Here is a 23,314-nt window from a genome sequence, read left to right as displayed (position 1 = left end):
AATGGGTGACAACATCGTGACCGAGAGCTTTTCGGAAACCCACCGCGCCGCAGCGACGCCCATCGTCATCGTCGGGCATGTCGACCATGGCAAGTCCACGCTGATCGGGCGCCTTCTGTACGACACCGACAGTCTTCAGGACGGCAAGCTGGCGCAGATTGTTGAGAGTAGCCGCAAGCGTGGTCTGGCGGTGGAGTGGAGCTTCCTGCTCGACTCCCTTCAGATTGAACGCGATCAGGGCGTGACCGTCGATTCCACGCGGATTCCGTTCCGTCTGGGCTCGCGTGAGTTCGTGATCGTTGATGCGCCAGGCCATCGCCAGTTCCTGCGCAACATGATTACCGGGGCCGCCGATGCGGAGGCCGCCGTGCTGGTCGTCGATGCCAAGGAGGGTGCGCAGGAGCAGACGCGGCGTCACGCCATGCTGTTGCGCCTGATCGGCATCCGCCATGTGATCGTGCTGCTTAACAAGTCCGATATTCTGGGCTTTGACGAGGCGCAGATCGTCAAGGTCGAGTCCGATGTGCGCCAGCTTCTGGGCCGCCTGGAAATCGAAGTCGAGGCTGTGGTGCCGGCCTCTGCCCGCGATGGCGACAACATCGCCAGCCGCTCCGAGCGTTCGCTCTGGTACAAGGGCCCGACACTGGTCGAGGCGCTGGCCAATGTGCCGCCGCCGGCTTCGCGTGCTGCGCTGCCGTTCCGGATGCCGGTGCAGGATGTCTATCGCTTTGACGGTATCCGCTACGTAGCGGGCCGGATCGAGCGTGGGACCGTTCGTGCGGGAGATCGTCTGAGCATCGGCGCGCAGGGCCAGGTTGCGACAGTGGCGGAAGTCTGCCGCTGGCATGCGCCGGAGCTTCCGGTCGCGGGTGCAGGTGAGTCCATTGCCCTGCGTCTGGAGCCGGATCTGGTGCCGGACCGTGGTGATCTGCTGTTCCCCGCCGATGACAAGGCTGCGGCCCCGGAGCGTTCGGCCCGGATCCGCACGCGCCTGTTCTGGCTGCGTGGCGAGCCTCTGCGCGTGGGCGAGAGCTTTACGCTGCGTCTGGCCACGGCCGAGCATGACGTGACGGTGGCCTCCATTGACGCTGTGGTCGATCTGGAAGACCTGACCCTGCGTGAAGGCGACAGCGTCCCGCCAGACGGGTTTGCGGAAATCACGCTGGCGGCGTCCCATGCGGTGCTGTTCGATCCGTTCTCGCCGGGATTTGGTGACGGGCGTGGCGTTCTGGTGGATCGTTACCAGCGCATCGTTGGTGGTGCGCCGCTGATTGGTCCGGCTGAACTGGCGGACGGTGAACATGCCATCCATCCCACGGCCAGCCGTGTGTCCGCTGCCCGTCAGGTGCAGGCGCGGGGTCACAAGAGCGGTGTGTTCTGGCTGACGGGTCTGCCGGGTTCGGGCAAAAGCACGGTGGCGCGCGCGGCCGAACTGGCGCTGTCCGAGCAGGCGATCAATGCAACAGTTCTGGACGGGGACACTCTGCGGGCCGGGCTGTGCAGCGATCTTGGGTTCTCGCCGGAAGACCGTCACGAGAACATCCGCCGTGCGGCGCATGTGGCGAAGATCCTGGCCGAAAGCGGGCAGGTCGTGATCGTGGCGCTGGTCTCCCCGCTTCAGGCGGACCGGGCACAGGCGCGGCAGATCGTGGGCGAGAACTTCCATGAAGTCTTCGTCGATACGCCGCTGGAAACCTGCGAAAAGCGGGATCCGAAGGGACTGTACGCCGCGGCACGTGCTGGAAAGATCCCGGAATTCACCGGCATTTCCGCGCCTTACGAAGCGCCGGTTTCTCCGGAACTGCGTCTGCCTGCGGACCGTCCGGAACAGGAGGCCATCAACACCCTGACGGCGTTTATTCTGCGGATTGTCCAGCCGTAAGACGGGCTTTCCCGGCGGCAAAGACGTCAGAACCCCCCTTTCCTGACGGGAAGGGGGTTTTTTCATGTCTGCCGTCTCAGGGATATGCCGAATGGCACACGAGAAAGTTCACGATAAAAACGAAAACCATAACTTTTGTGATGTTACTTTCCTGTTGTGGAGCGTTAACGCAGGCAGATTGTCTCACGAATAACGGCCTGCGGCTTCGCGGTGGAAGGTTTCACGATGCAGAACAGGAACGCGCACGGACGGTTGAGCGGACATGCCCTGACGAATTTCATTGCGACCATTTCGGCAACGGGAGGGCTGCTGTTCGGATATGATACCGGCATCATCTCTTCTGCCCTGCTCCAGCTTCGCAACCAGTTCCATCTGGATACGCTTGGGGCGGAAATCGTGACATCGGCCATCATTCTGGGTGCGCTGATCGGGTGCTTGGGGGCCGGGAGCATTTCCGACCGGATCGGGCGCCGGCGCACGGTCATGATCGCGGCGGCGCTGTTCCTTCTGGGGACGGTCGTTGTGTCCTCGGCGCAGAGTGTGGCTGTTCTGATCATTGCCCGTCTGATCCTCGGTCTGGCCATCGGCGCGGCGTCGCAGATTGTTCCGATCTATATCGCGGAAGTCTCGCCGCCGGAGCGTCGGGGACGGCTTGTTGTCGGCTTTCAGCTGGCGGTGGTTTTCGGCATCACGAGTTCTTTCGTGACCGGCTATCTGCTGCGGGATTCGAGCTGGCGGTTGATGTTCGGGATCGGGATGCTGCCTGCGCTGATCCTGTTCGTGGGCATGGCGTTCCTGCCCAACAGCCCGCGCTGGCTGGCCCTGAACGGGCAGATCGAAGAAGCAAGGGCGGTTCTGCGGCGTGTGCGTCTGTCCGATGAGGCGGCGGACCGGGAACTGGAGGAAATCATTGAAAACCACGATGTGCAGGCGCCGTGGTCTGAACTGGCAAAGCCCTGGGTGCGGCCTGCGCTGACGGCTTCCGTGGGGATTGCGCTTCTGTGTCAGTTCACGGGCATCAATGCCGTCATGTATTACGCGCCGACGATCTTTGCCGATGCCGGTTTCGGGCAGGATTCCGCCCTGCTGACCTCTGTGGCCGTCGGTGTGGGCATGGTTTTTGCGACAGTGTTCGGGGGCTGGGCTGTTGATACCTGGGGGCGGCGGACGCTGCTCCTGCGGATGCTGCCAGGCGCCGTGGTGGCGCTTGCGGTTCTGGGGACGACGTTTGCGATGCATCTGACCGGCGGGATCGGGGCATGGATCACGGTTGCGGCCGTCATGGCCTATACCATTTTCAATACGGGAAGTCTGTCGGTCGCCATCTGGCTGGTGGGGGCGGAAGTCTATCCGCTGTCCTGCCGTGGCAAGGGCATGAGTCTCGTGGCCGGAAGCCACTGGGGGGCGGATCTGCTGATTTCCCTGACCACGCTGTCGCTCGTGCAGATGCTGGGCGCGGGGTGGACGTTCTGGCTGTTTGCTGGCGTCAACGCCTTCGCATTCTGGTTTGTGCTGCGTTATGTGCCCGAGACCAAGGGTCAGTCCCTTGAGGAGCTGGAGCGACGGCTGCGGAACGGGACGTTTGCGCCGGTGGATCGTGCGGTGGCCCGGTCCGAAGCCCGGGCCCGGTAAGGTGCGCTCTCAGGGCCGCCCGATCGAACGGTAATCGAACCCGGCCTCGCGCATGAGGTCGGGGCTCCAGATGTTGCGCAGATCCGCGATGGCGTTGCCGCGCATGGCGCTCCGAAGGCGCGCCGGATCAAGGGCGCGGAACATGTTCCATTCTGTCAGGACGACCACGATGTCGGCGTCCTGTGCGGCGTCCAGCGCATCGTCGCAGTAGCGTACGCCTTCCGGCAGGAGAGTGCGGGCCGCTTCCATGCCTTCGGGATCGAACACCTGAAGGACGGCGCCTGCTTCATGCAGGCGAGTGAGGATGGGCAGGGACGCCGCTTCGCGCATGTCGTCCGTGTCAGGCTTGAACGTCAGGCCGAGGATGCCGACGGTCTTGCCCTCAAGGCTGCCGCCCGCCTGCGCGATAATGCGTTCAGCCATGCCGGTCTTGCGGGCTTCGTTGATCGCGACCGTGGCTTCGACCAGTTTTGTGGGGGCGCCGGCATCCTGTGCAATGGCGGTCAGGGCGCGGGTGTCCTTGGGGAAGCAGGAGCCGCCATAGCCCGGACCAGGGCTAAGGAAGCGGCTGCCGATCCGCTGGTCGAGGCCCATGCCGCGTGCGACGTCATGGATGTTGCCGCCGACTTTCTCACACAGATCGGCCATCTCGTTGATGAAAGTGACCTTCATCGCGAGGAAGGCATTGGCGGCGTATTTGGTCAGTTCCGCCGTTTCCAGATCCGTCAGCACGATCGGGGCCTGAATGGCCATCAGCGGGCGGTACAGCTGTTCGATGAGGGCCTGGGCGCGGGCGCCTTTATCCGGTCCCGAACGGTCGATCCCGACAATGACGCGGTCGGGACGCATGAAGTCGTCGATCGCGTTGCCTTCGCGGAGGAACTCCGGATTGGAGGCGACGTCGAAGGTCAGGTCCGGGCGTGTCTGGCGCAGGATGCGGGCAACTTCGCGACCTGTGCCGACGGGAACCGTGGATTTCGTAACGACCAGCAGATCCGTTTTCGCAGCTCGGGCAATTTCTCCGGCTGCGGCGTAGACATAGGTCAGGTCGGCATGGCCGTCGCCGCGTCGCGTCGGGGTGCCGACGGCGATGAAGACGGCATCGGCGTCACTCATGGCGGCGCCGAGATCATCCCCGAATGTCAGGCGACCGGCGTCGACATTGCTGCTGACGAGAGTGTCCAGCCCCGGCTCGTAGATGGGGATGCGACCGGCATTGAGGGCCTCAAGCTTTCTGGGGTCCCGCTCCACGATGGTGACGTCGGCTCCGAACTCGGCGAAGCAGGCGCCTGAGACAAGACCGACATATCCGCCACCGACCATTGCAATACGCATATCTGGACCCTCTTCCTACGGTGCGACGTGCATAGCCGGGGGCTGGATGAGGTGCAAATTAGCGTCAGCGTGTGGGGCGGGCGCAGGCGTTGGAGGCCGCGAAACCCTGCAGGGCGGGGGAAGGTTCGTGACCTCGTTTGAATCCGCGAGCATGTTCCGGCCTTCCTTCGACCATCTTGCGAGAGAAAGGACCGGGGCGTCGAAACGGCCACTGACGCGGACGGGAACATCCAGGGCAAAGAAGCTGGTCGAGAAGGGGCGGCTGGCAAAGACGAGATCAAGCCATCTGCGGTTGAGATCGAAATCCGCCTTGGCCGCGATGGTGCCCGCGCCGGTGCGCAGACGCAGCGGTACGACGACACCGATACCCTGATGCATCTGCAGGACGCCGAGCAGGCAGGTGATGGGGGTGACGCCCTTGGCGTGGCGGAAGAGCAGACGCAGATCCATCGAGGCGGCCTCGACGATCTCACGTGCGATCTCGCCCTTTTCCATGCTGACGGCTGCGGTGAGGTCGGCGCGGCTCATGGCTTCGTTGAGGGTGTGGACGTTGTTTGCGCTGGCGATGATGCGAAAGCTCAGACTGCCATTGACCGGAACGGGAGCGAGGCCCGCAACGCGGCGCAGGCGGTCGATGTCGCCATGGGTCAGGGCGAGTTCGGCGGCGATGCGGGAGGATTTCCCGTCAGCTTCAATATGTCCGTTGGCGCTGAGTGAGGCACCGACATAGCCAAGGCGCAGGACCGGGACGTCGATACGGTTGGGGATCTGGGCGGCCTGGATCTTCAGGTTCGCAAAATCGAGTTTGTTGTAGATTAGCTGTTTGGCGGCGAGATCGAAATGGACCAGCGGGTCCGGATCGGGTGGGGTCAGAAGCAGCAGGTCTGCGTGGAGCGTGGAGGGGCTTTTCTTGCTGCCTTTGGCTCCGGGAGGTGCGAGGATCGGCATCAGGCCGTTGATGTCGAGGCGGCCGAAACCGATCTTTGCCGTCACGTCATCGGGTTTGCCATGGCTGCCTTCGACAAGCGTGAAGTCGCCGTCTTCCATCGTGCTGGTCTGGATGGTGCCGTTCGCCTTGCGGAAATGCCAGTCATTGCCGGAATGGCTGAAATCGCCGGACAGGGTCAGTTTGACGGGGGCATGATCGCCCTTGATTCCAGCGACGTTGAACAGCGTGTCGGATGTGGGTGTGGTGACGGTGGTATGGCCTTCGACGCCGTCGAAATTTGTCGGGTCCGTCAGGGTGCCGGTGAAGTCCGAGGTCATGTCCCCGGATGTGACATGGGCCTTGGTGCCGTAGGGGCGCTGTGGCGTTTTGCGGAGGTCGCGGATCGGCTCCATTTCGGCGGAAATCGCGATCGGGGTGCCGTTATAGGCGCCGCTCAGGGTCATGGTGAGCGGGCTTGTATCGCTGGTTGAGGCGAGTTCGACCCCCCCGAGGGTGGCCTTGTAGGATGCACCATTGGCCGAGCGGTAGGTCACGTCGCTGTCGAGGATCGTGACGTTGCGCAGCCCCGGGGCGCTGTGCAGATCGGGCGGCGCATCCGCTTTGGCCTGTTGTTCGGGGGTGAGCGGGGGGCGCGGGTCGTTCTGATGGGGGCCGAAGCGCCAGTTGGGCAGATGCGCCGGTGTGCGCTCGAACAGGCCCGAGAATTTCGAGATGACGATGTTGCGGGTCTCGGGCGGACCCCAGATCAGGGAGGTCAGGCGGACCTGTGCGCCGAGATGACCGAGCGTCATCATCTGCGGGCGCGTGCCGCTGGCGATGTTGGCGACGGAGACGTCATCCGCTTCGATCGTCAGCCAGGTTCCGGGATGAATGTGCAGGGCGCCGATATGGACAGGACGGTCCAGCTTTTTTTCCAGCTTCGCGGTGGCGAATGCGGCGAGGTCCTTGTGGTCGATCCAGATCCATCCTGTGCCGAACAGGGCCAGGAGAAGAACGGTAAGGGACAGGATGGAAACCAGGAACCAGCGCAGCAAGAGACAGTCTTTCAGGAAGTCTTCAATGTGGCCGGACAATACCGGTATGATTCACAAAAGGAAACTCCACCAGAAAGACTGGAATCTCTTGAAAGGATCGACAGAAAGATCCTTGTTCTCAAAACTCCTGTAACTTCCGGATTTCAATAAGAGAGGCTGTGTTACTGGAAGGTATTCCTGAATTTTTCGACGGCATGCAGGGCGCAGGCTTCGTCCTTGTCTCCGCCGGGAGCGCCGGATACGCCCAGCCCGCCAAGAATGGCGTGGTCACTTGTGCGGCGCAAGGTGACGCCACCGGGAACGAACAGGACTTCAGGAATGGTGTTCAGGGCGCCGTTTGCGGGGCCGGTGACGCCTGCGGCGATCAGTTCGCTGGTCGTGTTTTTGTTGAAGGCCAGACCATAGGAATAGGCCGTATAGGCCTTGCGGTAGGCCACGGAGAGCGATTGCAGGGGGACGGTGTCACCCTTGATGACGGCCTGTTCATGCCCACTCGTATCCACGACGGTGGCGGTCACGGAATAGCCCTGTGCAGCGCAGATGCGGACGGCTTCGGAGGCCAGGGCCGCAGCGGTGGACCAGTCGAGTTTCTGGCTTGTGACGATGTGGGAGCTGGCAGCGGGCTGGGCAAAGGCGGCGGGGCAAAGGAAGGCCACTGCGAGTGCTGCTGCGGGAAGGAGCGGTTTTGCGTTGGGGAGCATCAGCCGGTTCTCTCGTTATGGAACGGGAAGCATGCTGTCTGCAGGGCGTGGGCCGCAATAAGGAAAGCGGATGTGCACGCAATGGTGTTGGGTAAAAGTGCCTCTCCCGGACCGGGGGCCGGAAGAGGGTAACGGGTACGGTTTAGAAAGCGGCCTGGATACGGGCTGCGATCGAGTTTCCGGTGCGGCCGGCGGTGTTGGTGGCCTGGTTGCTGCGGGACACGATGAAGTGGCTGTAGTCCAGCATCAGGCGGAAATGACGGTTCGGGTACCAGTTCAGACCGCCGGTCCAGACGGTCTGCTGACCGCCGCGGATGACGTTCTTGGAGTTGGCGTCGTTGAGGTTGCTGTTGAGGTCGATGACGCTGTAATGGCCGACGACTTCAAGTGCACCCCACTGGTTGAGGGCCGGGTTGAACTCTTCGGAAGCCTTCACGCCCGGAGCGCCGAACGCGCCTTCCTTGATGTTGTACATGCGCGGGTTGCCGAACAGGGTGTAGGCGGCGGAGCCGTACCAGCCCTGGAAGCTGGCGGATTTCAGGCCCGGAGCCGAGCGCTGGACGCCAACGTGATAGTACTCGCCCTTGACGATCAGGCGACGCCAGCGAAGACCCAGTTCCGGACCCGCGGCCCAGACCTGCGAGGCGTTGCTGATGGTGCCCGTAGCGGCGAGGTTGGCTTCGCCGATATCGAACTCCGGACGCTGTCCGAAGGACGTGGACCGGGTGCAGTGGTTGGGGTCGGAGCCTGTGTTACAGGCCACCTTGAAGGCGGAGATGGCAGACGCACCGACATGCAGGTCCACGTCCTTGGTGACGACCGGACGGCCGGCAACGCGAAGGGTGGCGCCGGTCTGGCTGTCGACCGTGGAACCGCTGCCGCCACCATAATAGGTGGAGCTCATGTCAGAGGCGTTGCGATGGCCCCATTCCTGGCCCGTGAAGTAACCGGCAACCCACCAGCGCTTCTCGTAATGCAGGCCGCCGACGCTGAAGCGGGCATCGCCTGCGGCGATGTTACGCACCATGTCGGTGATGCTCGGACGCTCGAGCGTGAAGAAGTCGTTGGAGCTTTCGGAATCTTCCTCGGTCACGCGCGGCTGGAAGTAACCGACGGTCAGGACCGTGTTGTGCAGACCCGTGTAATTCAGGTTGCCTTCATAGAGGCCGACATAACCGTCGTTATGATTGGCGCCGAAATCGGGTGTGACGGCCGCGACCCAGTTCTTGTAGCGGAACATGAACGGAATACGCAGACGGCGCTGGTTGGACGTGAAGCCGTTGAAGGCGCCACGGCTCTCGCCGGCGCGCGGTCCGGAATTGAAGAAGCCGCCGAAGTCTTCATGATAGGCGAGGCCGATCGACAGGGCGTAGGCGCCGTCGGAGGACTGGATCGTCGGGCGACCGCCCGGGAAGCCCACCTTGATGCCGCCGACCGTGACTTCCTCGTCCTGCGCAGTGGCGCGCTGGAAGTCGGACCAGGAAGAGACGTCCGCGCGGTCTGACGGCGGACGGCCATCATCGGCGCCGGCCTTTGCCGGACGGACGCTGATCAGCGGCTGCGCGGCGGGGCGCGGCTGGCCGATATAGCGGCCACGCTGGGCATAGGGGTTGTTTTCGGCTTCTTCCCGCTGGCGGGCCAGAACGGCGCGGGCGCGTTTGACTTCCTCGGCATGCTCTTTCTTCATGGTGGAGAGCTGTGCCTGCATGGCCTGGATCTGCCGTTCCATGATCTGCATCTGGTCGGCGGCCCGGGCATGGCCACAAAGAGGAAGAAGTGAAACCAGGGTCGTTGTGGCCAAGAGGGCCGTGGTCCGGCGGAAAGAAAAAACCATTGCTGCGGTGCGTCCTTCTGGGGAGGGCGTGTGTTCCGCAGTTCAGGTATCTGATTCGCATTTTGAAATAATGGGAAGGTTTCATGACGGGAATATGACAGTTCTATGACACTGTATACTGTTATCCGCAGAAAACTGCGGATTTCGAATTATGTATGTCAGTTTTGTTGCGAGAGCCGTCTGAACCGGTGGCTTGCGGGAGTGGGGGTGTGACATTTCGGCACTCCCCGTGTCCGGAAGGTGTCATGAAACTATCACGCATGCCCTACTGTTTCTGTTTTGCGGTCAGCGTTACTAAGGACGCAGTTTTCACGCCCCATAAGGGATTCCCATGATCAAGAGCAGAGCTCCGCTATTCGGTCTTCTCGTCGCCACGGCCCTTGGCACGGCTGCCATGACCCCGTTCGTGTCGTCGGCGCAGGCTGCGGACATCACGGGCGCAGGGTCCAGCTTCGCCGCACCGATCTATGGTGCGTGGGGCACGGCGGCCAAGAGCCAGGCCGGTATCGCCGTGAACTACCAGAGCGTGGGCTCCAGCGCCGGTCAGGATCAGGTCATTGCCCGCACGGTTGACTTCGGTGCCTCCGACAAGCCGATGAGCGGTGACCGTCTGGCCAAGGAAAAGCTGTACCAGTTCCCGACCGTCATGAGCGGCATCGTGGTCGTGGCGAACGTGCCGGGTATTGCTCCGGGCCAGCTCCGTCTCGATGGCCCGACGCTGGCCGGTCTGTATGACGGCGAGATCACGACCTGGGATGACGACCGCATCAAGGCCCTGAACCCGGGTCTGAAGCTGCCGGACACGGATGTCGCGCCGATCCACCGTGCCGATGGTTCGGGCACGAGCTACGTCTTCACGTCCTATCTGTCGCAGGTTTCCCCGACCTGGAAGCAGAAGCTCGGTGCCGGCACGTCCATCGCCTGGCCGGGTGGTTCGGGCGCACGTGGTAATGACGGCATTGCCGCCATGGTGCGTCAGACGGAAGGTGGCGTGGGTTACGTCGAGTATTCCTATGCCGCGCAGAACCACCTGAACATCGCCCAGATGAAGAACCACAGCGGTGCCTTCGTTGCCCCGACGTTGGCCAGCTTCGCGGAAGCCGCCAAGGCTGCTGACTGGGCTCATGCCGATCACTATGCGGTGAACCTGCTGGACACGGATGGCGCATCGTCCTGGCCGATCGTGACGGCAACGTTCGTTCTGGTGCCGGTTGATGCGGCCCAGAAGGAGTCCGGCAAGGCTGTGCGCAACTTCTTTACGTGGGGTTTCCAGCATGGTGACGCGGACAATGCCCGCCTCGACTATGTCGGTCTGCCGCAGAACGTGAAGACGGACATTCTGGCCAACTGGCCGAAGTAAGGTCTGCGTCTCTGTCTGGAATGAGGAATGGCTCCTGAATTCGGGGCTGGTCAGTCCGGACAAAAAGGCGTTGAGTATGGAAACGGGCTTCTCCAGCAGGGGAAGCCCGTTTTCGGTTTTCTGCTCTGTCCAGTCATGGTGTCTGCGTGTCCGTTACGTCGCTGTCCGAAGAGACCTCCCCCGCGGGGATGAATGCCCTGACCCGTGTGCTGATCGGTGTGATCTTCATTCTGGGGCCCGTTTCGACAGACATGTACCTGCCGGCGTTTCCGGCCCTGGAGCATGATCTGGGGCATGGGCCCGGATCGGCGCAGCTGACACTGACGGCATGGCTGGCAGGGCTGGCGATTGGACAGTTCACCCTGGGGCCGCTCTGTGACCGCTATGGGCGCAAGCTGCCGCTTCTGTGCGGGCTGGTGGTCTATGCCCTCGCCTCTGTCGGGCTGGCCCTGACGACCAGTTTCCATATGTTCTGTGTGCTGCGTTTCATAGCGGCTCTGGGCGGTGCGATCAGCTCGGTCGCGCCGCGCGCCATGGTGCGCGATGTGGCGACCGGAGCGGCGGGTGTGAAGCTCATGTCGCAGCTTATGCTGATTTTCGGGCTGGGGCCGCTGCTGGCGCCCTCGATCGGGAGCTTCCTGCTGGATCTGGGGAACTGGCGGCTGATTTTCTGGGCGAATGTCGCTTTTGGCGTCGTGATGTTCCTCGGCACGCTGTTTCTGCTCCCGGAAACTCTTCCGATGGAGCGGCGCTTTGCTCTGCCGGTCAGCGGCATGGCGGCGCGTTACCGGGACCTGTTGCGGGAGCCGCTGTTCTGCTCCGCGGTGATGGTCGTGAGCTTCGGGACGTTCACGATGTTTGCCTATCTGTCCAACGCCCCGGCGCTGTTCGAGAACATCCTGCATTTCTCGCCGCATCTGTTCGCCATTTTCTTCGGACTGAATGGGGTCGGCTTCATTCTTGGCTCGCAGATCAATGCACGGCTGGCCAACCGGTTCCTGTTCACGCGGGTGATGGAAATCGGGATGCTGGCGGTGCTGGTGTTCTGCGTGCTGGCCGTGGCGGTGTGTCTGAGCGGACTTGCGGGACCGCAGGATCCGTGGATCCTGTGCGCGCTGATCTGGTGCACGACATTTTCGTTGGGCTTCATCGGGCCGAACGCGGGCATTCTGGCCCTGACGCATCACGGGCATCAGGCGGGCGCGGCTTCGGCGCTGATGGGAACGATGAACTGGACGATCGCCGGTCTGGCGGGAGTCATGATGTCGTTTCTGCCGACGCACTGGGTCGGGTCGACATCGATCGGCATGCTGGTCGGGATCAGTTGCTGTTGGCTGTGCGATCTGTGGCGCCGCCGGCTTGATCCGGAAACCTATCTCTCTGTCCGGCACTGAGCGCGGTCCGCGTCAGCCGGGAGATGAAAAGCGGGACGCCCGGCACGAAGGCCGGGCCTGTCCCGAGATAACTGGGATCAGCTCTCGGAAACGCGGTCGGAAGCAACCGTAGCAATCATCAGCGCGCCGATCATCGGAACGAAGGCAACCATCGAGAACTGTGCGAGCAGGCTGGTGGGAAGGCCGATCAGGTGGATCAGGGTCATGGACGTCATTTGGAAAATCTCCGTGTGGTTATCTTTGCCGTTTTGCGGCGTGCAGCGGGAGAAACTCCAGAATCGGGGTCCAAAGCAACAAATACAGATGCAGGGTCAGCCCTGCATTCCGTGCATAAATGCCTTTTAAACTTTTGCCTTCTTTGCAGAGACGCCGTTTTTGTTCCCGCCGGGCTATTATTTCGCTTTTGTTAAAGTAAAGCGGGATGCGCTTGCAGATCAGGATTTCTTGCGGGAAAGAGTACCGTTTCGGGTAGTTTTTGAAATAAAATTGCGCGGGAGGCTATTCCGCGTCGAGGCTCAGATCGGTGTCGCGACGCAGTCCGTGCCAGCTCAGCAGGGTGTCGGCGAGGAAGAACATCAGCGATCCGACGGTGCAGGCGAGAGCTATGCCGAAAAGTGCGAGCAGCCATGCTGACGTCGAAGCGTCCCGGATCGAGCCAACAAACAGCGCCATGGCCGCGCCGCAGGTCGAGGCGCCGCCGATCGCGTTGAGGAGAATCGCGGCATCCAGCACGAAGACGCGGCGGTGCAGGCGGGTCTGCTGGGTTTTGAGGCGTTCGGGGCTGTCGACGGGATCGACCGGGATATCGTCCGTTTTCGGGCTGCCGAGTTTCTTGCGCACGTCTTCGAGATGATCGGCGACGCGGGCCAGGCGTGTGTTGAATACGTTGATGAGGGTGCCGATGCCCGACAGCATGAAAACGGGGGTGAGCGCGACCTGGATCAGGTGGGCGGCGCTGTCGACGGGATCGGGATCATAGGAAATCGGGAAAGCCATAGCGTCTTATACTGCATGATCCGTTTCCGGAAAGACCGGAAGCCTGCAATCCGGGCTCTGGAAAAGGCGCCCCAAGATGGAGTAGGGAAGGGCAGCCATTGCCAGAGGTGTTCCGGCCCGGATGTTCAACCTGTCTCGCCTGTCCCGTCATATCGTCCTGTTCTGCGTCGGGATGGGTCTGTCTGTCCCGGTTGTGCAGGCGCAGGGTATGGCCGGCGAGGGCGCGCATTGCAGCGGTCTGGCGCTTCAGGCCGAGTTCGCCTGCCGGAGCTGGACCGAGGTGGCGCAGGATGTGAAGGCGGGGACGGATACGGTCATCATTCCTGTGGGCGGAACCGAGCAGAGCGGCCCTTACATGGCGGTCGGCAAGCATAATGTGCGGGCGCAGGTTCTGGCGGACGCAATTGCGGTTCAGGCCGGGCATACGCTGGTGGCCCCTGTTGTGGCCTATGTGCCCGAGGGCTCGACGAGTCCGCGCACGTCTCACATGAAGTTTCCGGGCACGATTTCTGTACCGCCTGCCGTGTTCGAGGGGCTGCTCAAGGGCGCTGCGGAGAGTTTCCGTGTTCAGGGTTTCCGGCGGATCGTGCTGCTGGGCGATCATGGCGGATACCAGTCTTTCATGGCGCAGGTGGCGCAGGAGCTGAACCGGGCCTGGAAGGGTCAGGCAGCCGTGCTTTATCTGCGCGATTATTATGAAGTCGTTCCTCACCAGTATGCCGATGCCCTGCGCGCGCAGGGCCATGCGGCCGAGGTGGGGCTTCATGCGGAGCTGAGCGATACGTCGCTGATGCTGGCGGTCGATCCGTCGCTTGTGCGTCAGGATGCGTTGCGCGCGGCTCCGAAACCGGGTGCGGCCGATGGCGTCTATGGTGGCGATCCGCGGCGCGCATCGGCCGGGCTCGGCCGGATCGGCACGGACATGCAGATCCGGACCGCGGTTGCGGCAATCCAGTCTTTCCAAAGGAGCCATCCATGACATTCAAGACTCCTCTTCTGGTGGCGATGACGCTGCTGGGAGCTGCCGCGGCCCATGCGCAGGAATACTCCCCGAGTGCGCCGATGGTGCCGGTGCCGGCCGATGCGTCCGCTCCTGTTGCGGCGCCGGTCGCGGCCTCCGGCATCCAGACGATCCCGGGCATGCCGCCGGTCATCGACCCGAAGAACATCTACAGCGAGACGACGCCGTCCCACATTTCGCCCGCGATCGCGCAGGACCCGGCCCGCGTCTATGTGCCGAACCTGCGCGGGGACAGCGTATCCGTCATTGATCCGGTGTCCTTTCAGGTCGTGGACACGTTCCCGGTCGGGCACTCGCCTCAGCATGTGGTGCCGTCCTGGGATCTGCGGACGCTGTGGGTGACGAATAACAGCGAAGGCCGTCCGGACGGGTCGCTCACGCCGATCAATCCGGCGACGGCCAAGCCCGGTCCGTCCATTGCCGTGGATGATCCGTACAACATGTATTTCACGCCGGACGGGAAATACGCCATCACGGTGGCCGAAGCGCACAAGCGTCTGGACTTCCGCGATCCGCATACGATGGAGCTGAAGGGCTCGGTCGAGACGCCGGAATGCAAGGGCGTCAATCACGCCGATTTCTCCATCGACGGCAAATACGCGATCTTCACCTGCGAGTTCGGCGGTTATGTCGCCAAGGTCGATACGGTGAACCTGAAGATGATCGGGATGCTGAAGCTGTCCAAGGGTGGCATGCCGCAGGACATTCTGACGGCGCCGGATGGTCACAAGTTCTATGTGGCGGACATGATGGCGGACGGCGTGTTTGTTGTGGACGGGGACTCGTTTACGGAGACCGGCTTCATTCCCACGGGCATCGGCACGCATGGCCTGTATCCGAGCCGTGATGGCAAGCTGATGTATGTCGCTAATCGTGGTTCACACCGCATCCATGGTCCGAAGCATGGGCCGGGTGGCGTGTCGATCATTGATTTCGCGACCGACAAGGTCGTCAAGACGTGGATGATCCCCGGTGGCGGCAGCCCGGACATGGGTAATGTCAGCGCGGACGGCAAGCTGCTCTGGCTGTCGGGGCGGTTTGATGACGTCGTCTATGCGATCGACACCGATACGGGTGCGATGCGCAAGATCCCGGTCGGTGCAGAGCCGCATGGTCTGACGGTCTGGCCGCAGCCGGGACGCTACAGCGTCGGGCATACGGGCATCCTGCGGTAAGGTCTGCGGGATTGATGGATCGGGAAAGGGAGGCAGATATTCTGTCTCCCTTTTTTATTGGGCGTGGCTTTACAGGTAGTTGGGGCGGCAGACGTTGAGGGCCTGTAGGGCAATCTCTCCGAACTCCTGATTGCTGGCATTGAACGACGCGTGGAAGACTTTTCCTTCGTTTTCGTTCGTGTACCAGGCTGAATGACTGGTTCCTCGTCCCTTTGAAGCGGCAAACCGCACCTGATCTGTCTGTTCGCATTCCCACTGGATAAAGACCAGGGCCGACTTGGTCTGCGCATCGCGCCAGTCCTTGAAGCCGTATTTTTCCCGAACCCGGCCCCAGAATTCCATGTAGAGCGGGCCGGATTTCTTGCTTTCCGCAGCCATCTTGTCTCGCGGAAGCGGATCTTCGTTCCATTCCATGACAAAATCACCGCTTGTCTCGAGGGCTTTGCGGAGGTTCTCGCCGATCCATTCCGGCGTGGCGTCCTTGCGGTCAATGAAGGTTGACCATCCGGTGACCGAGAAGAAACTTCCTCCCCGGTTATCCATCGAAATCACCGCAACGTACTTCCGGGTCCGGATCAGGTGAGCATATCGTGTGATGCCGTTTGCGCCTGGAGCGATCATGCTCATCATCCTGAAATCTATGGCTTTCTGGGTGCCAGAGATACGGCTGTCCGCCCAGCAGCCCTGGCCGCGCGTACTTTACGGTCTGTTGGCGCTGGAGGATTTTCTGGAAAAGAGACGATCGATCGCGGGGCCGATGAAATAGCCGATGATCCCGGTGATGAGGACGGAGGGCCAGGCCCAGCCGGCGTAATCCTTGAAGAAATCCTGATTTTCCAGATAGGTCATGACGGCGATGTCGATCAGGACGAGGGTCCACAATGTCGTGGACAGGAAGGGCTGGAGCCATGCGTGGCGGACTGTACGGGTCATGGGGCCTCTCCGGGTTACGAGATCGAGACGTGGAAGACGAAGATCATCCCGCAGATGAAGGCCCCGAGCAGCGGAAGCCAGCAGGTGTGCAGGTGGTTGTGGTCGTCCATGTAGGAATAGGCCAGCGCGAGCGCCACATAGACATGCGCGAACACGAGCCCGAGGACCATTCCGATGAAACGTTTTTTCAGGACCTGCTCTTCCTGGCGGTTCTTCTCGGCCAGGGTGGCGGGATCTGGCGTGGCCATGGGAGTATCGGTGGGTGCGGCCGTGGTGGTCTTCTGATCGGGTTCGGACGGCTCTGATGAGACCAGGACTAGAGACATCGCTGGATTCCTTGGCATGATCCTCGCCGTTTGGCGGGCGATGCGGGGCCACAGGAAAATCGGGCCGGGAAATCGTCTGCGTGGCAGCGGTGAGGAGGGTTCTCGATAATATGAAGACAGGATGATCCTGTCGGAACCTTAAATCAAGACTTTATTTAATTGATTAACAATTATGGGCGAAGCATGTCGGAATGACATCGCTCCGCCCATGGGCCGGTCTGGAGGTCAGGCCGGTGCGTTGCCCTCCGGCTTGCCGTTGTCCCGGGCCGTTTCTGGCGCGGGATTCTGGACGGTCGGTGGTGTCGGAGTAGCAGGAGCGTCATTGGCCGGAGCCGGCAGGGTGACGTCTGCGGTGATGCACATGGCGTTGCCCGGGGGCGTCGTGAAGTAGGACGTGCCGGTGTAGAATTTGACGTTTTCTGCGGCCAGCAGGTTGGTGATGCGACGGTAGAACTCGCGCTTGACCTTCCATTTCATCATCGGAGTCGTGCGGAAGCTGCCAAGCAGGGTGGCGCCGCCGCTGTCGCTGTTGTCCACGCCCAGATCGTTGTAGTCCGACAGGATCATGGGGCCGAAGACCGGGTCGTCGCGCATTTCCTTGAGCGTTTTCGCCATGATGGCCGTGACGCGGGGCAGATCCTCGGAGAGGTCGAGCTGCTGCTTGACGATGACCTGGTTGTAGCCACGGGCGGTGTTGGCGATCGAGGAGACGGACGAGAACGGGATGATGTGAAGGTCGCCGTTGATGTCGCGGACCTTCACGGTGCGGATCGAGAGGTTTTCCACCGTTCCCGAGACGCCACCGGTCGTGACCCAGTCACCCACCTGGATGGCATCTTCGACGAGCATGAAGAAGCCCGTGATGAAGTCCTTGACCAGGCTCTGTGAACCGAAGGCGATGGCGGCACCCATGATGCCCGCACCGGTGAGCAGCGGGGTGACGTTGATGCCGATCTGCGAGAGCGTCGTGACGGCGACGATGATGATGATGATCGCCAGCAGGACGGTCCGGATGATGGGCAGGACCGTGCGCAGACGGGTTGCGCGCGACATCTGGTCCGACTTTTCGAAGCGGGTGAGCTGCTGGCTGAGGAAGGCGTTGATGATTTCCCAGATCGTGACGGCCACGGTGAGGGCGACCAGCATCGTCAGGACGGCATCCATCAGGTGACGGCCGACGGCGTTGTGCAGGAAGAAGCCGAATGTGGGCAGGCCCCAGGCTTCGGTCATGGCGATCAGGGTCAGGAACAGCAGAACGCCGGTCAGGATCCTGCGGGCGAAGGGATAGTAGCGGTCGGCGCGCTTCTGAAGATCGGGAAAGCGCTCGGTCAGGACCGGGTTGATGCGGAAGAAGCGGTCCTGCAGGCCGTAGGCCATGACCGCGACCAGCCGCGAGGCGACCAGGATGCCGATGGTGATGCCGGTGGTGTCGAGGATCCAGCGATAGCCGCCAGGCAGATGCGCGGCCCAGACGACCCAGAGCGACACGTCGAGGAACATGGCCGGGACCCACCACAGGCGTGTGATGGCGACGATGAAGGTCCACATCGCGGTATTGGGCACCGCGCGGGGCTGGAGTGCGCGGCTGACGAGGTGCCGGATGCGCCAGATGAAGATGGCGATCAGGATGTGCTCGATCAGGACCACGCCGCGGATCATGGCGTCCGTGCCGCGCGGGGAGAGGTTGAACTGGCTGCCCAGTGTGGAGAGGCAGAAGATGATGGCCGGTGCTGCCACCAGCACGTTCCACCAGCGGGTCAGCAGGAAAGCGGTGGAATCCGTGGCGGGAAGCAGGCGGATGGTGGGGGAGCGGGGCGCGAAGCCTGTCTCGACGAACAGATAGAGGCAGCGGGCGGCGGCGTAGCAGTTGGCGAGCGTCGTGATGACGTTGTCGGTCTTTTCGCTCCAGGGCAGGACCAGAACGGCAAGATAGGCGACGGCCAGAAAGGCCAGGACCGGAATGGCCTTCAGTGCGAAATGCCCCAGCGCGTAGGGCACACGGGCGAGGAAGCGCAGGGTCTCGACCTGTCGCCGCTGGTCGGCGGCACGGGTCTGGCTGGAGCCGTCGACGATGGGTTCCGCAGGCGTGGTGGCATTGGTTGCGGTTGTGTTGCGCTGCTCCCTGTTTTCAGCGTTCTGCGTGAGCTGGCGCAGGGGTTTGCGCAGGCTGAGGGAGACGATCCGCTCCAGCACAATGCCGCAGACCATGGCGACGAGGCCGCCCGCGAAGGCATGGAGAATCGTGGTGCGCGTGTCGGCCGAGGCGAGGGTGGTGTGCGCCCAGCGTCCGACGATCCCGAGGTCGCTGAACAGCCCAAGGAAATTGTGCAGATAGCCCAGGGCCTGAAGGCGGATGCTGCTCAGACCGGTATGGATGTCGGGCGGGACTTCGGCGACGGGCTTGGCGGCCGCTTTGGCTGGTGCGGCTTTTGCCGGCGCGGCAGTCGCGGGTGCCGGGACTGCTGCAGGAGCAGTGGCCGGGGTTTCGACCTGAAGGCCGCGTGCCATCAGTGAAAGGGTGTGGGTGAAGGCGTCCCGTTCCTTCGGGTTGTTCAGGACGTTGAGGAGCTGCTGTGCTTCCTGCTGGTTCAGCGGGGCGGCTGTTGTGGTGTCGGCCGCCCGGGCCGGGAACAGCGCCAGGACACCGAGGAGCAGGAAGAGGAAGATGCCGGGGACGGCGCGTCCGGTTCGTGTGGGAGACGATGGAAACGGATCGGGACGGGGTATCGACGGCATCGGTCTGATGAGTCCTTGCAAATTACGCGGTCTGCCGCGCGGTCTGGCGTCCGCACGGGGTGGTCCGCCGGGGGCGGTCTGGTGCTGTAAACATGGCACAGGGCGGTCGCTCTGTCCTACCCTCTTCATGCGGGCAGCCTATTCGGATGTGGAGGCTTCGTGCTGTGCGAGCCGGTCGAGCGCGTCGGCGTTGCGGATGGCCCAGTGATAGAGAAGCTCGACGGGCTCCACGAAGGTCTGTCCGAGTTCCGTCAGGCTGTAATCGACATGGGGTGGCATGATCTGCCGGACGTTGCGGCGGATGAGACCCTGCGATTCAAGATCACGAAGAGTCTGGGTCATCATTTTTTTGGAAAGATCAGGGATGCTGCGCTGGAGCTTTCCGGGGCGGGCCGTACCACCCAGAAGATGCAGCGTGTGCAGGATCATGGTGGTCCATTTGCCGCTGAAAAGCCTCAGAATACGGCGTGGCGCACAGTCTTCGGCAAAAGGCGCCTGACGGTAGTGATCGGGCAGCGGCGATGTCATGGAGTGGGAACCTTCTGGTCACCAGGGCACGAAAAGGTGCCGTCTGGTGGAATTGAGGATGTCGTATCAGATGTGGAGCAGACCCCGTTTTCTGCAAAGGAAAAATCCCATGACCTCTTCTGTTCCTGCTGTGACACCAAGCCGGACCGCCCTGGTGGTCGGGGCGACGGGTATTGTCGGCCAAAATCTTGCGGCGCGTCTCATGGCTGAGGGCTGGACGGTGCATGGTCTGGCGCGCCGGCCGCGCCATGATGTGGCGGGCGTGCTGCCGGTGGCGGCCGATCTGCTGGACCCGTCGTCACTTGCCGAGACGCTGAAGGAGCTGCGGCCGAGCCATGTGTTCTTCTGCTCCTGGATGCGTCAGGCGACCGAGGAAGAGAACTGCCGCGTCAATGCGGCAATGGTGCGTAATCTGTTCGCCGCCCTGCCGGAGCCGGGACTTCTGGTTCATGCGGCGCTGACGACCGGCATGAAGCATTATCTTGGCCCGTTCGAGGCCTATGCGTCGGGAGAGCCGCCCGTGACGCCGTTCCGGGAAGAGGTGCCCCGGCTGGATCTGCGGAACTTCTATTACGATCAGGAAGACGCGCTGTACGAAGCGGCCGAGCGACATGGCTTTTCATGGAGCGTGCATCGTCCGCATACGGTGATCGGCTATGCGGTCGGCAATGCAATGAACATGGGTAGCACGCTGGCGGTCTATGCGACGATCTGCCGTGAGACCGGGCGGCCTTTCGTCTTTCCGGGATCGCCTGTGCAGTGGGATGGGCTGACGGATCTCACGGATGCGCGGCAACTGGCACGGCAGCTGCTCTGGGCGTCCACGTCTGCGGCGGGGCGTAACGAGGCGTTCAATATCGTGAATGGCGATCTGGTGCGCTGGAAATGGCTGTGGCCGCGTCTGGCGGCATGGTTCGGGATCGAGGCGGCACCTTATCCGGGGCATGCGACCTCGCTTGAGGAAACGCTGTCTGGTGATGCGGAGCTCTGGGAGCAGATCAGCGCGAAATACGGTCTGACGGAGAGCCGGATCGGGCGGCTGGCCTCGGCCTGGCATACGGATGCGGATCTGGGCCGGCCGGTCGAATGTGTGACGGATATGAGCAAGAGCCGCCGTGCCGGGTTTTTGGATTACCAGTACACACCGGACTCTTTTACCGACCTGTTCACCCGTCTGCGGGCGGAACGACTGATCCCGTAAGGGACGGTTTTTCAGGGCTTTTGCGGTTTGGCTACCGTAAAGGTCCTGTTTTCCGTTTCAGTCAGTGGTATGGTTGCGGTTCTGTCCTGATTGTTGGAATGAGCCTGTCTTGCATCGAGTGTTCAGCATGTCCGCCCTGCTTCTGGCAGGGTTTCTTGGTCTGGGGTCTGCGTCCGCGCTGGGAGCGGAGAGTGCGCCCGTCACGTCCGGGAATGATACCGCAACCCTTGTCACGGATCGCGATGCGGTCGGGCCGGACCAGCATCTGCGTGTTGGGCTGCGGCTTCAGCTCAAGCCGGGCTGGCATACGTACTGGATCAATCCGGGCGATGCCGGGGATACGCCGACGCTGGATGTGACCGCGGATGGTGGTGCAACGGGCAAGGGTGGGCCGATCCACTGGCCGGTACCGATGCGGATCAGTGAGGGCGGCCTCATGTCCTACGCCTATGTCAATGAGGTGACGCTGCCGGAGGATCTGGTTCTCAAGGGTTCTGGCGGGACCACACTTCATGCGCATGGGGAATGGCTTGTCTGTGCGCAGGTCTGCATTCCGGAAAGCGGTGATTTCACGCTGACGCTGCCAGCTTCGGCGCAGGATGCTCCGGAAGGGGCGCAGGCGGCCCTGTTCCACAAGGCAGATGCCGCCATGCCGGTGGCGTCGCCGTTTGCGGCCAGTGTTTCTGCTGACGGCGTGCTGACGCTGTCGGGCAAAGGGCTTTCTGCGGCGTCCGTGTCGCAGGCGTGGTTCCTGCCGCAGGATGGCGGCGTGATCGATCAGGTCGCGGACCAGCCATTGCATGTTTCGGACGGGCAACTGACGCTCGGGCTGAAATTCCTGAAATCGGCGCATCGGGATAAGCCGCTTGTGGGTGTTGTCGTGCTCAAGGATGCGGCGGGGCAGGAAAGCCCGTTGCAGATTGAGGCGCGTCCGGTTGGGGGAGCGGCTTCTGCGCCTGTGCAAACTGCTTCGGCTCCGGGTCAGGCCTCGGGTGCGGAAGTGCCGACGGGCGCGGGATGGCTGCGGGTTCTGCTGTTTGCCTTTGTCGGCGGGCTGATCCTGAACCTGATGCCCTGTGTGTTTCCAGTTCTGGCGATGAAGGCGCTGTCTCTGGCGAAGATGGGCGGTGCGGGACGGGGCGCGCAGCTTCAAAGTGCGCTGTTCTATACGATCGGGGTGATGGGCGCGTTTGCGGCTCTGGGCATTGTCATGATCGGGTTGCGTCTGGCCGGGTCTGCGGCCGGATGGGGCTTTCAGTTCCAGTCGCCGGGATTTGTGGTGGCGGTCTGCTGGCTGCTGTTCCTGATGGGGCTGAACCTGCTGGGCGTGTTTGAAGTCAGCGCCGGGCGTCTGGGTCAGGTCCAGACCGGGGGCGGCCGAAGTGGAGATATGATGACGGGCCTGCTGGCGGTCATTGTGGCGACGCCCTGCACGGCGCCGTTCATGGGTGTGGCGATTGCCGGAGCGTTGGGCGGACCGCCGGTAATGGGTGTTCTGGTGTTCCTGGCGATGGGGCTGGGACTGGCGTTTCCTTACATTCTGGTGGCCGGGGTTCCGGGCGTGGCATCCCGCATGCCGAAGCCGGGAGCCTGGATGGGGATTCTCAAGCAGGTTCTGGCGTTTCCGCTGTTTGCAACCTGTGTGTGGCTGCTCTGGGTCGCGGCGATCCAGCGGGGCGTGACATTTGTGGCGCTGACGGCCGGGGGCGTTGTGCTGCTCGGGTTTGCGGGCTGGATCTATGGTGTCGGGCAGCGTCGTTCGATGCTGGAAGGTGGCCGTGGAACGGTGGCGTTCTGCCGGGTTGTGGCAGCGCTGTGCGTCGTGGTGTGTGGTGCGGCGCTGGCGCAGGGATTGCGGGCCGCGCCTGCTCCCGTGGCGGCCGGGGCAGCGGAAGCGGGCGTCGAGCCGTTCTCCGAGGCGCGTCTGGCGGAGCTTCGGGCGCAGGGCAAGCCGGTGTTTATCGACATGACGGCGTCCTGGTGCATTACCTGCATGGTGAATGAGCGCGTGGCGCTGGATGTGCCGTCTGTTCAGGAGGCTTTCCGGTCCCGGAGGATCGTGTTTCTCAAGGGGGACTGGACGAACCGCAATGCCGCGATTGCCGCGTTCCTCAAGGCCCACGGGCGCGATGGCGTGCCGTTCTATATGTATTACGCGCCGCATCAGGACGGTGTGGTGCTGCCGCAGATCCTGACGCCGGGGATTGTAACCTCGACGATCGGGAAATAAGCGCATCGCTTTTCTGAGTTTTGAAAACCCTGTCCCCGGTCCGGGAG

General features: G+C 62.6%; 19 protein-coding genes. 8 read left to right on the top strand and 11 right to left on the bottom strand.

The window, feature by feature from the left end:
* Window position 1 precedes the first annotated feature (1 nt).
* Complete coding sequence (cysC, locus tag GLS_RS05070) at window positions 2-1,882, top strand: adenylyl-sulfate kinase (RefSeq protein ID WP_041111462.1); 1,881 nt, start codon at window positions 2-4, stop codon at window positions 1,880-1,882.
* A gap of 225 nt (window positions 1,883-2,107) precedes the next feature.
* Window positions 2,108-3,514, top strand: a complete 1,407-nt coding sequence (locus GLS_RS05065) for a sugar porter family MFS transporter (protein WP_011252492.1) — start codon at window positions 2,108-2,110, stop codon at window positions 3,512-3,514.
* A gap of 9 nt (window positions 3,515-3,523) precedes the next feature.
* Here GLS_RS05065 and GLS_RS05060 read toward each other — a convergent pair whose 3' ends face one another.
* The 4 genes from GLS_RS05060 to GLS_RS05045 form a co-directional block, all read right to left on the bottom strand.
* A complete protein-coding gene (locus GLS_RS05060) occupies window positions 3,524-4,849 on the bottom strand; it encodes a UDP-glucose dehydrogenase family protein (RefSeq protein ID WP_193363849.1) in 1,326 nt (441 codons plus the stop codon).
* A 15-nt stretch (window positions 4,850-4,864) separates the two neighbouring features.
* A complete protein-coding gene (locus tag GLS_RS05055; RefSeq protein WP_226986642.1) occupies window positions 4,865-6,832 on the bottom strand; it encodes an AsmA family protein in 1,968 nt (655 codons plus the stop codon).
* A gap of 161 nt (window positions 6,833-6,993) precedes the next feature.
* On the bottom strand, window positions 6,994-7,533 hold the full coding sequence (locus GLS_RS05050; protein WP_041111461.1) for a GlcG/HbpS family heme-binding protein: 540 nt from the start codon (window positions 7,531-7,533) through the stop codon (window positions 6,994-6,996).
* A gap of 142 nt (window positions 7,534-7,675) precedes the next feature.
* Window positions 7,676-9,367, bottom strand: coding sequence for a porin (locus GLS_RS05045; protein WP_041111460.1), 1,692 nt, complete (start codon window positions 9,365-9,367; stop codon window positions 7,676-7,678).
* Window positions 9,368-9,698: 331 nt separating this feature from the next.
* Here GLS_RS05045 and pstS point away from each other — a divergent pair, with 331 nt between their 5' ends.
* Complete coding sequence (gene pstS / locus GLS_RS05040) at window positions 9,699-10,727, top strand: phosphate ABC transporter substrate-binding protein PstS (RefSeq protein WP_011252487.1); 1,029 nt, start codon at window positions 9,699-9,701, stop codon at window positions 10,725-10,727.
* A 146-nt stretch (window positions 10,728-10,873) separates the two neighbouring features.
* Window positions 10,874-12,121, top strand: a complete 1,248-nt coding sequence (locus GLS_RS05035) for a multidrug effflux MFS transporter (protein ID WP_041111459.1) — start codon at window positions 10,874-10,876, stop codon at window positions 12,119-12,121.
* A 77-nt stretch (window positions 12,122-12,198) separates the two neighbouring features.
* On the opposite strand, the gene GLS_RS13350 is transcribed toward GLS_RS05035, so the two are convergent.
* Together GLS_RS13350 and GLS_RS05030 are read right to left on the bottom strand one after the other, a co-directional pair.
* Window positions 12,199-12,336 (bottom strand): hypothetical protein, encoded by a 138-nt coding sequence (locus GLS_RS13350; RefSeq protein WP_153429664.1) that lies wholly within the window; start codon window positions 12,334-12,336, stop codon window positions 12,199-12,201.
* A gap of 283 nt (window positions 12,337-12,619) precedes the next feature.
* On the bottom strand, window positions 12,620-13,117 hold the full coding sequence (locus tag GLS_RS05030) for a DUF2721 domain-containing protein (protein WP_041111458.1): 498 nt from the start codon (window positions 13,115-13,117) through the stop codon (window positions 12,620-12,622).
* Window positions 13,118-13,289: 172 nt separating this feature from the next.
* On the opposite strand from GLS_RS05030, the gene GLS_RS05025 reads away from it, so the two are divergent.
* Both GLS_RS05025 and GLS_RS05020 read left to right on the top strand, forming a co-directional pair.
* A complete protein-coding gene (locus GLS_RS05025; RefSeq protein ID WP_371858524.1) occupies window positions 13,290-14,096 on the top strand; it encodes a creatininase family protein in 807 nt (268 codons plus the stop codon).
* Complete coding sequence (locus tag GLS_RS05020) at window positions 14,093-15,313, top strand: YncE family protein (RefSeq protein ID WP_041111456.1); 1,221 nt, start codon at window positions 14,093-14,095, stop codon at window positions 15,311-15,313. Before GLS_RS05025 ends, GLS_RS05020 begins: the two co-directional genes overlap by 4 nt.
* A 69-nt stretch (window positions 15,314-15,382) precedes the next feature.
* On the opposite strand, the gene GLS_RS05015 is transcribed toward GLS_RS05020, so the two are convergent.
* The 5 genes from GLS_RS05015 to GLS_RS04995 form a co-directional block, all read right to left on the bottom strand.
* The gene (locus GLS_RS05015; protein WP_041111455.1) at window positions 15,383-15,934 is read right to left on the bottom strand and encodes a hypothetical protein; all 552 of its coding nucleotides are present in this window, start codon (window positions 15,932-15,934) and stop codon (window positions 15,383-15,385) included.
* A 78-nt stretch (window positions 15,935-16,012) separates the two neighbouring features.
* Window positions 16,013-16,246 carry a hypothetical protein gene (locus GLS_RS12940; protein WP_052327471.1) on the bottom strand — a complete coding sequence of 78 codons (234 nt, stop codon included), beginning with the start codon at window positions 16,244-16,246 and terminating at the stop codon, window positions 16,013-16,015.
* 14 nt (window positions 16,247-16,260) lie between these two features.
* Window positions 16,261-16,572 carry a hypothetical protein gene (locus tag GLS_RS05005; RefSeq protein WP_041111453.1) on the bottom strand — a complete coding sequence of 104 codons (312 nt, stop codon included), beginning with the start codon at window positions 16,570-16,572 and terminating at the stop codon, window positions 16,261-16,263.
* A 225-nt stretch (window positions 16,573-16,797) separates the two neighbouring features.
* Window positions 16,798-19,308, bottom strand: a complete 2,511-nt coding sequence (locus GLS_RS05000; protein ID WP_080691896.1) for a mechanosensitive ion channel family protein — start codon at window positions 19,306-19,308, stop codon at window positions 16,798-16,800.
* A gap of 138 nt (window positions 19,309-19,446) precedes the next feature.
* Window positions 19,447-19,836, bottom strand: a complete 390-nt coding sequence (locus tag GLS_RS04995; RefSeq protein WP_041111452.1) for a winged helix-turn-helix transcriptional regulator — start codon at window positions 19,834-19,836, stop codon at window positions 19,447-19,449.
* Between the two features lie 109 nt (window positions 19,837-19,945).
* Here GLS_RS04995 and GLS_RS04990 point away from each other — a divergent pair, with 109 nt between their 5' ends.
* Together GLS_RS04990 and GLS_RS04985 are read left to right on the top strand one after the other, a co-directional pair.
* Window positions 19,946-21,037 (top strand): SDR family oxidoreductase, encoded by a 1,092-nt coding sequence (locus GLS_RS04990; RefSeq protein WP_052327470.1) that lies wholly within the window; start codon window positions 19,946-19,948, stop codon window positions 21,035-21,037.
* 127 nt (window positions 21,038-21,164) lie between these two features.
* Window positions 21,165-23,267, top strand: a complete 2,103-nt coding sequence (locus GLS_RS04985; protein WP_041111451.1) for a protein-disulfide reductase DsbD family protein — start codon at window positions 21,165-21,167, stop codon at window positions 23,265-23,267.
* Window positions 23,268-23,314 lie beyond the last annotated feature (47 nt).

This window comes from Gluconobacter oxydans DSM 3504 (assembly GCF_000583855.1).
Classification (GTDB): domain Bacteria; phylum Pseudomonadota; class Alphaproteobacteria; order Acetobacterales; family Acetobacteraceae; genus Gluconobacter; species Gluconobacter oxydans.
Note: the sequence above shows the minus strand (reverse complement) of the source record. Positions and strands in the feature narration are given on the sequence as shown.

What these genes read in the sequence shown, in the direction of transcription:
- cysC (WP_041111462.1), top strand. Translation starts at nt 2, where the DNA reads ATGGGTGACAACATCGTGACCGAGAGCTTTTCGGAAACCCACCGCGCC.
- GLS_RS05065 (WP_011252492.1), top strand. Translation starts at nt 2,108, where the DNA reads ATGCAGAACAGGAACGCGCACGGACGGTTGAGCGGACATGCCCTGACG.
- GLS_RS05060 (WP_193363849.1), bottom strand. Translation starts at nt 4,849, where the DNA reads ATGCGTATTGCAATGGTCGGTGGCGGATATGTCGGTCTTGTCTCAGGC.
- GLS_RS05050 (WP_041111461.1), bottom strand. Translation starts at nt 7,533, where the DNA reads ATGCTCCCCAACGCAAAACCGCTCCTTCCCGCAGCAGCACTCGCAGTG.
- GLS_RS05045 (WP_041111460.1), bottom strand. Translation starts at nt 9,367, where the DNA reads ATGGTTTTTTCTTTCCGCCGGACCACGGCCCTCTTGGCCACAACGACC.
- pstS (WP_011252487.1), top strand. Translation starts at nt 9,699, where the DNA reads ATGATCAAGAGCAGAGCTCCGCTATTCGGTCTTCTCGTCGCCACGGCC.
- GLS_RS13350 (WP_153429664.1), bottom strand. Translation starts at nt 12,336, where the DNA reads ATGACGTCCATGACCCTGATCCACCTGATCGGCCTTCCCACCAGCCTG.
- GLS_RS05030 (WP_041111458.1), bottom strand. Translation starts at nt 13,117, where the DNA reads ATGGCTTTCCCGATTTCCTATGATCCCGATCCCGTCGACAGCGCCGCC.
- GLS_RS05025 (WP_371858524.1), top strand. Translation starts at nt 13,290, where the DNA reads ATGGGTCTGTCTGTCCCGGTTGTGCAGGCGCAGGGTATGGCCGGCGAG.
- GLS_RS05020 (WP_041111456.1), top strand. Translation starts at nt 14,093, where the DNA reads ATGACATTCAAGACTCCTCTTCTGGTGGCGATGACGCTGCTGGGAGCT.
- GLS_RS05015 (WP_041111455.1), bottom strand. Translation starts at nt 15,934, where the DNA reads ATGATCGCTCCAGGCGCAAACGGCATCACACGATATGCTCACCTGATC.
- GLS_RS12940 (WP_052327471.1), bottom strand. Translation starts at nt 16,246, where the DNA reads ATGACCCGTACAGTCCGCCACGCATGGCTCCAGCCCTTCCTGTCCACG.
- GLS_RS05005 (WP_041111453.1), bottom strand. Translation starts at nt 16,572, where the DNA reads ATGTCTCTAGTCCTGGTCTCATCAGAGCCGTCCGAACCCGATCAGAAG.
- GLS_RS05000 (WP_080691896.1), bottom strand. Translation starts at nt 19,308, where the DNA reads ATGCCGTCGATACCCCGTCCCGATCCGTTTCCATCGTCTCCCACACGA.
- GLS_RS04995 (WP_041111452.1), bottom strand. Translation starts at nt 19,836, where the DNA reads ATGACATCGCCGCTGCCCGATCACTACCGTCAGGCGCCTTTTGCCGAA.
- GLS_RS04990 (WP_052327470.1), top strand. Translation starts at nt 19,946, where the DNA reads ATGACCTCTTCTGTTCCTGCTGTGACACCAAGCCGGACCGCCCTGGTG.
- GLS_RS04985 (WP_041111451.1), top strand. Translation starts at nt 21,165, where the DNA reads ATGTCCGCCCTGCTTCTGGCAGGGTTTCTTGGTCTGGGGTCTGCGTCC.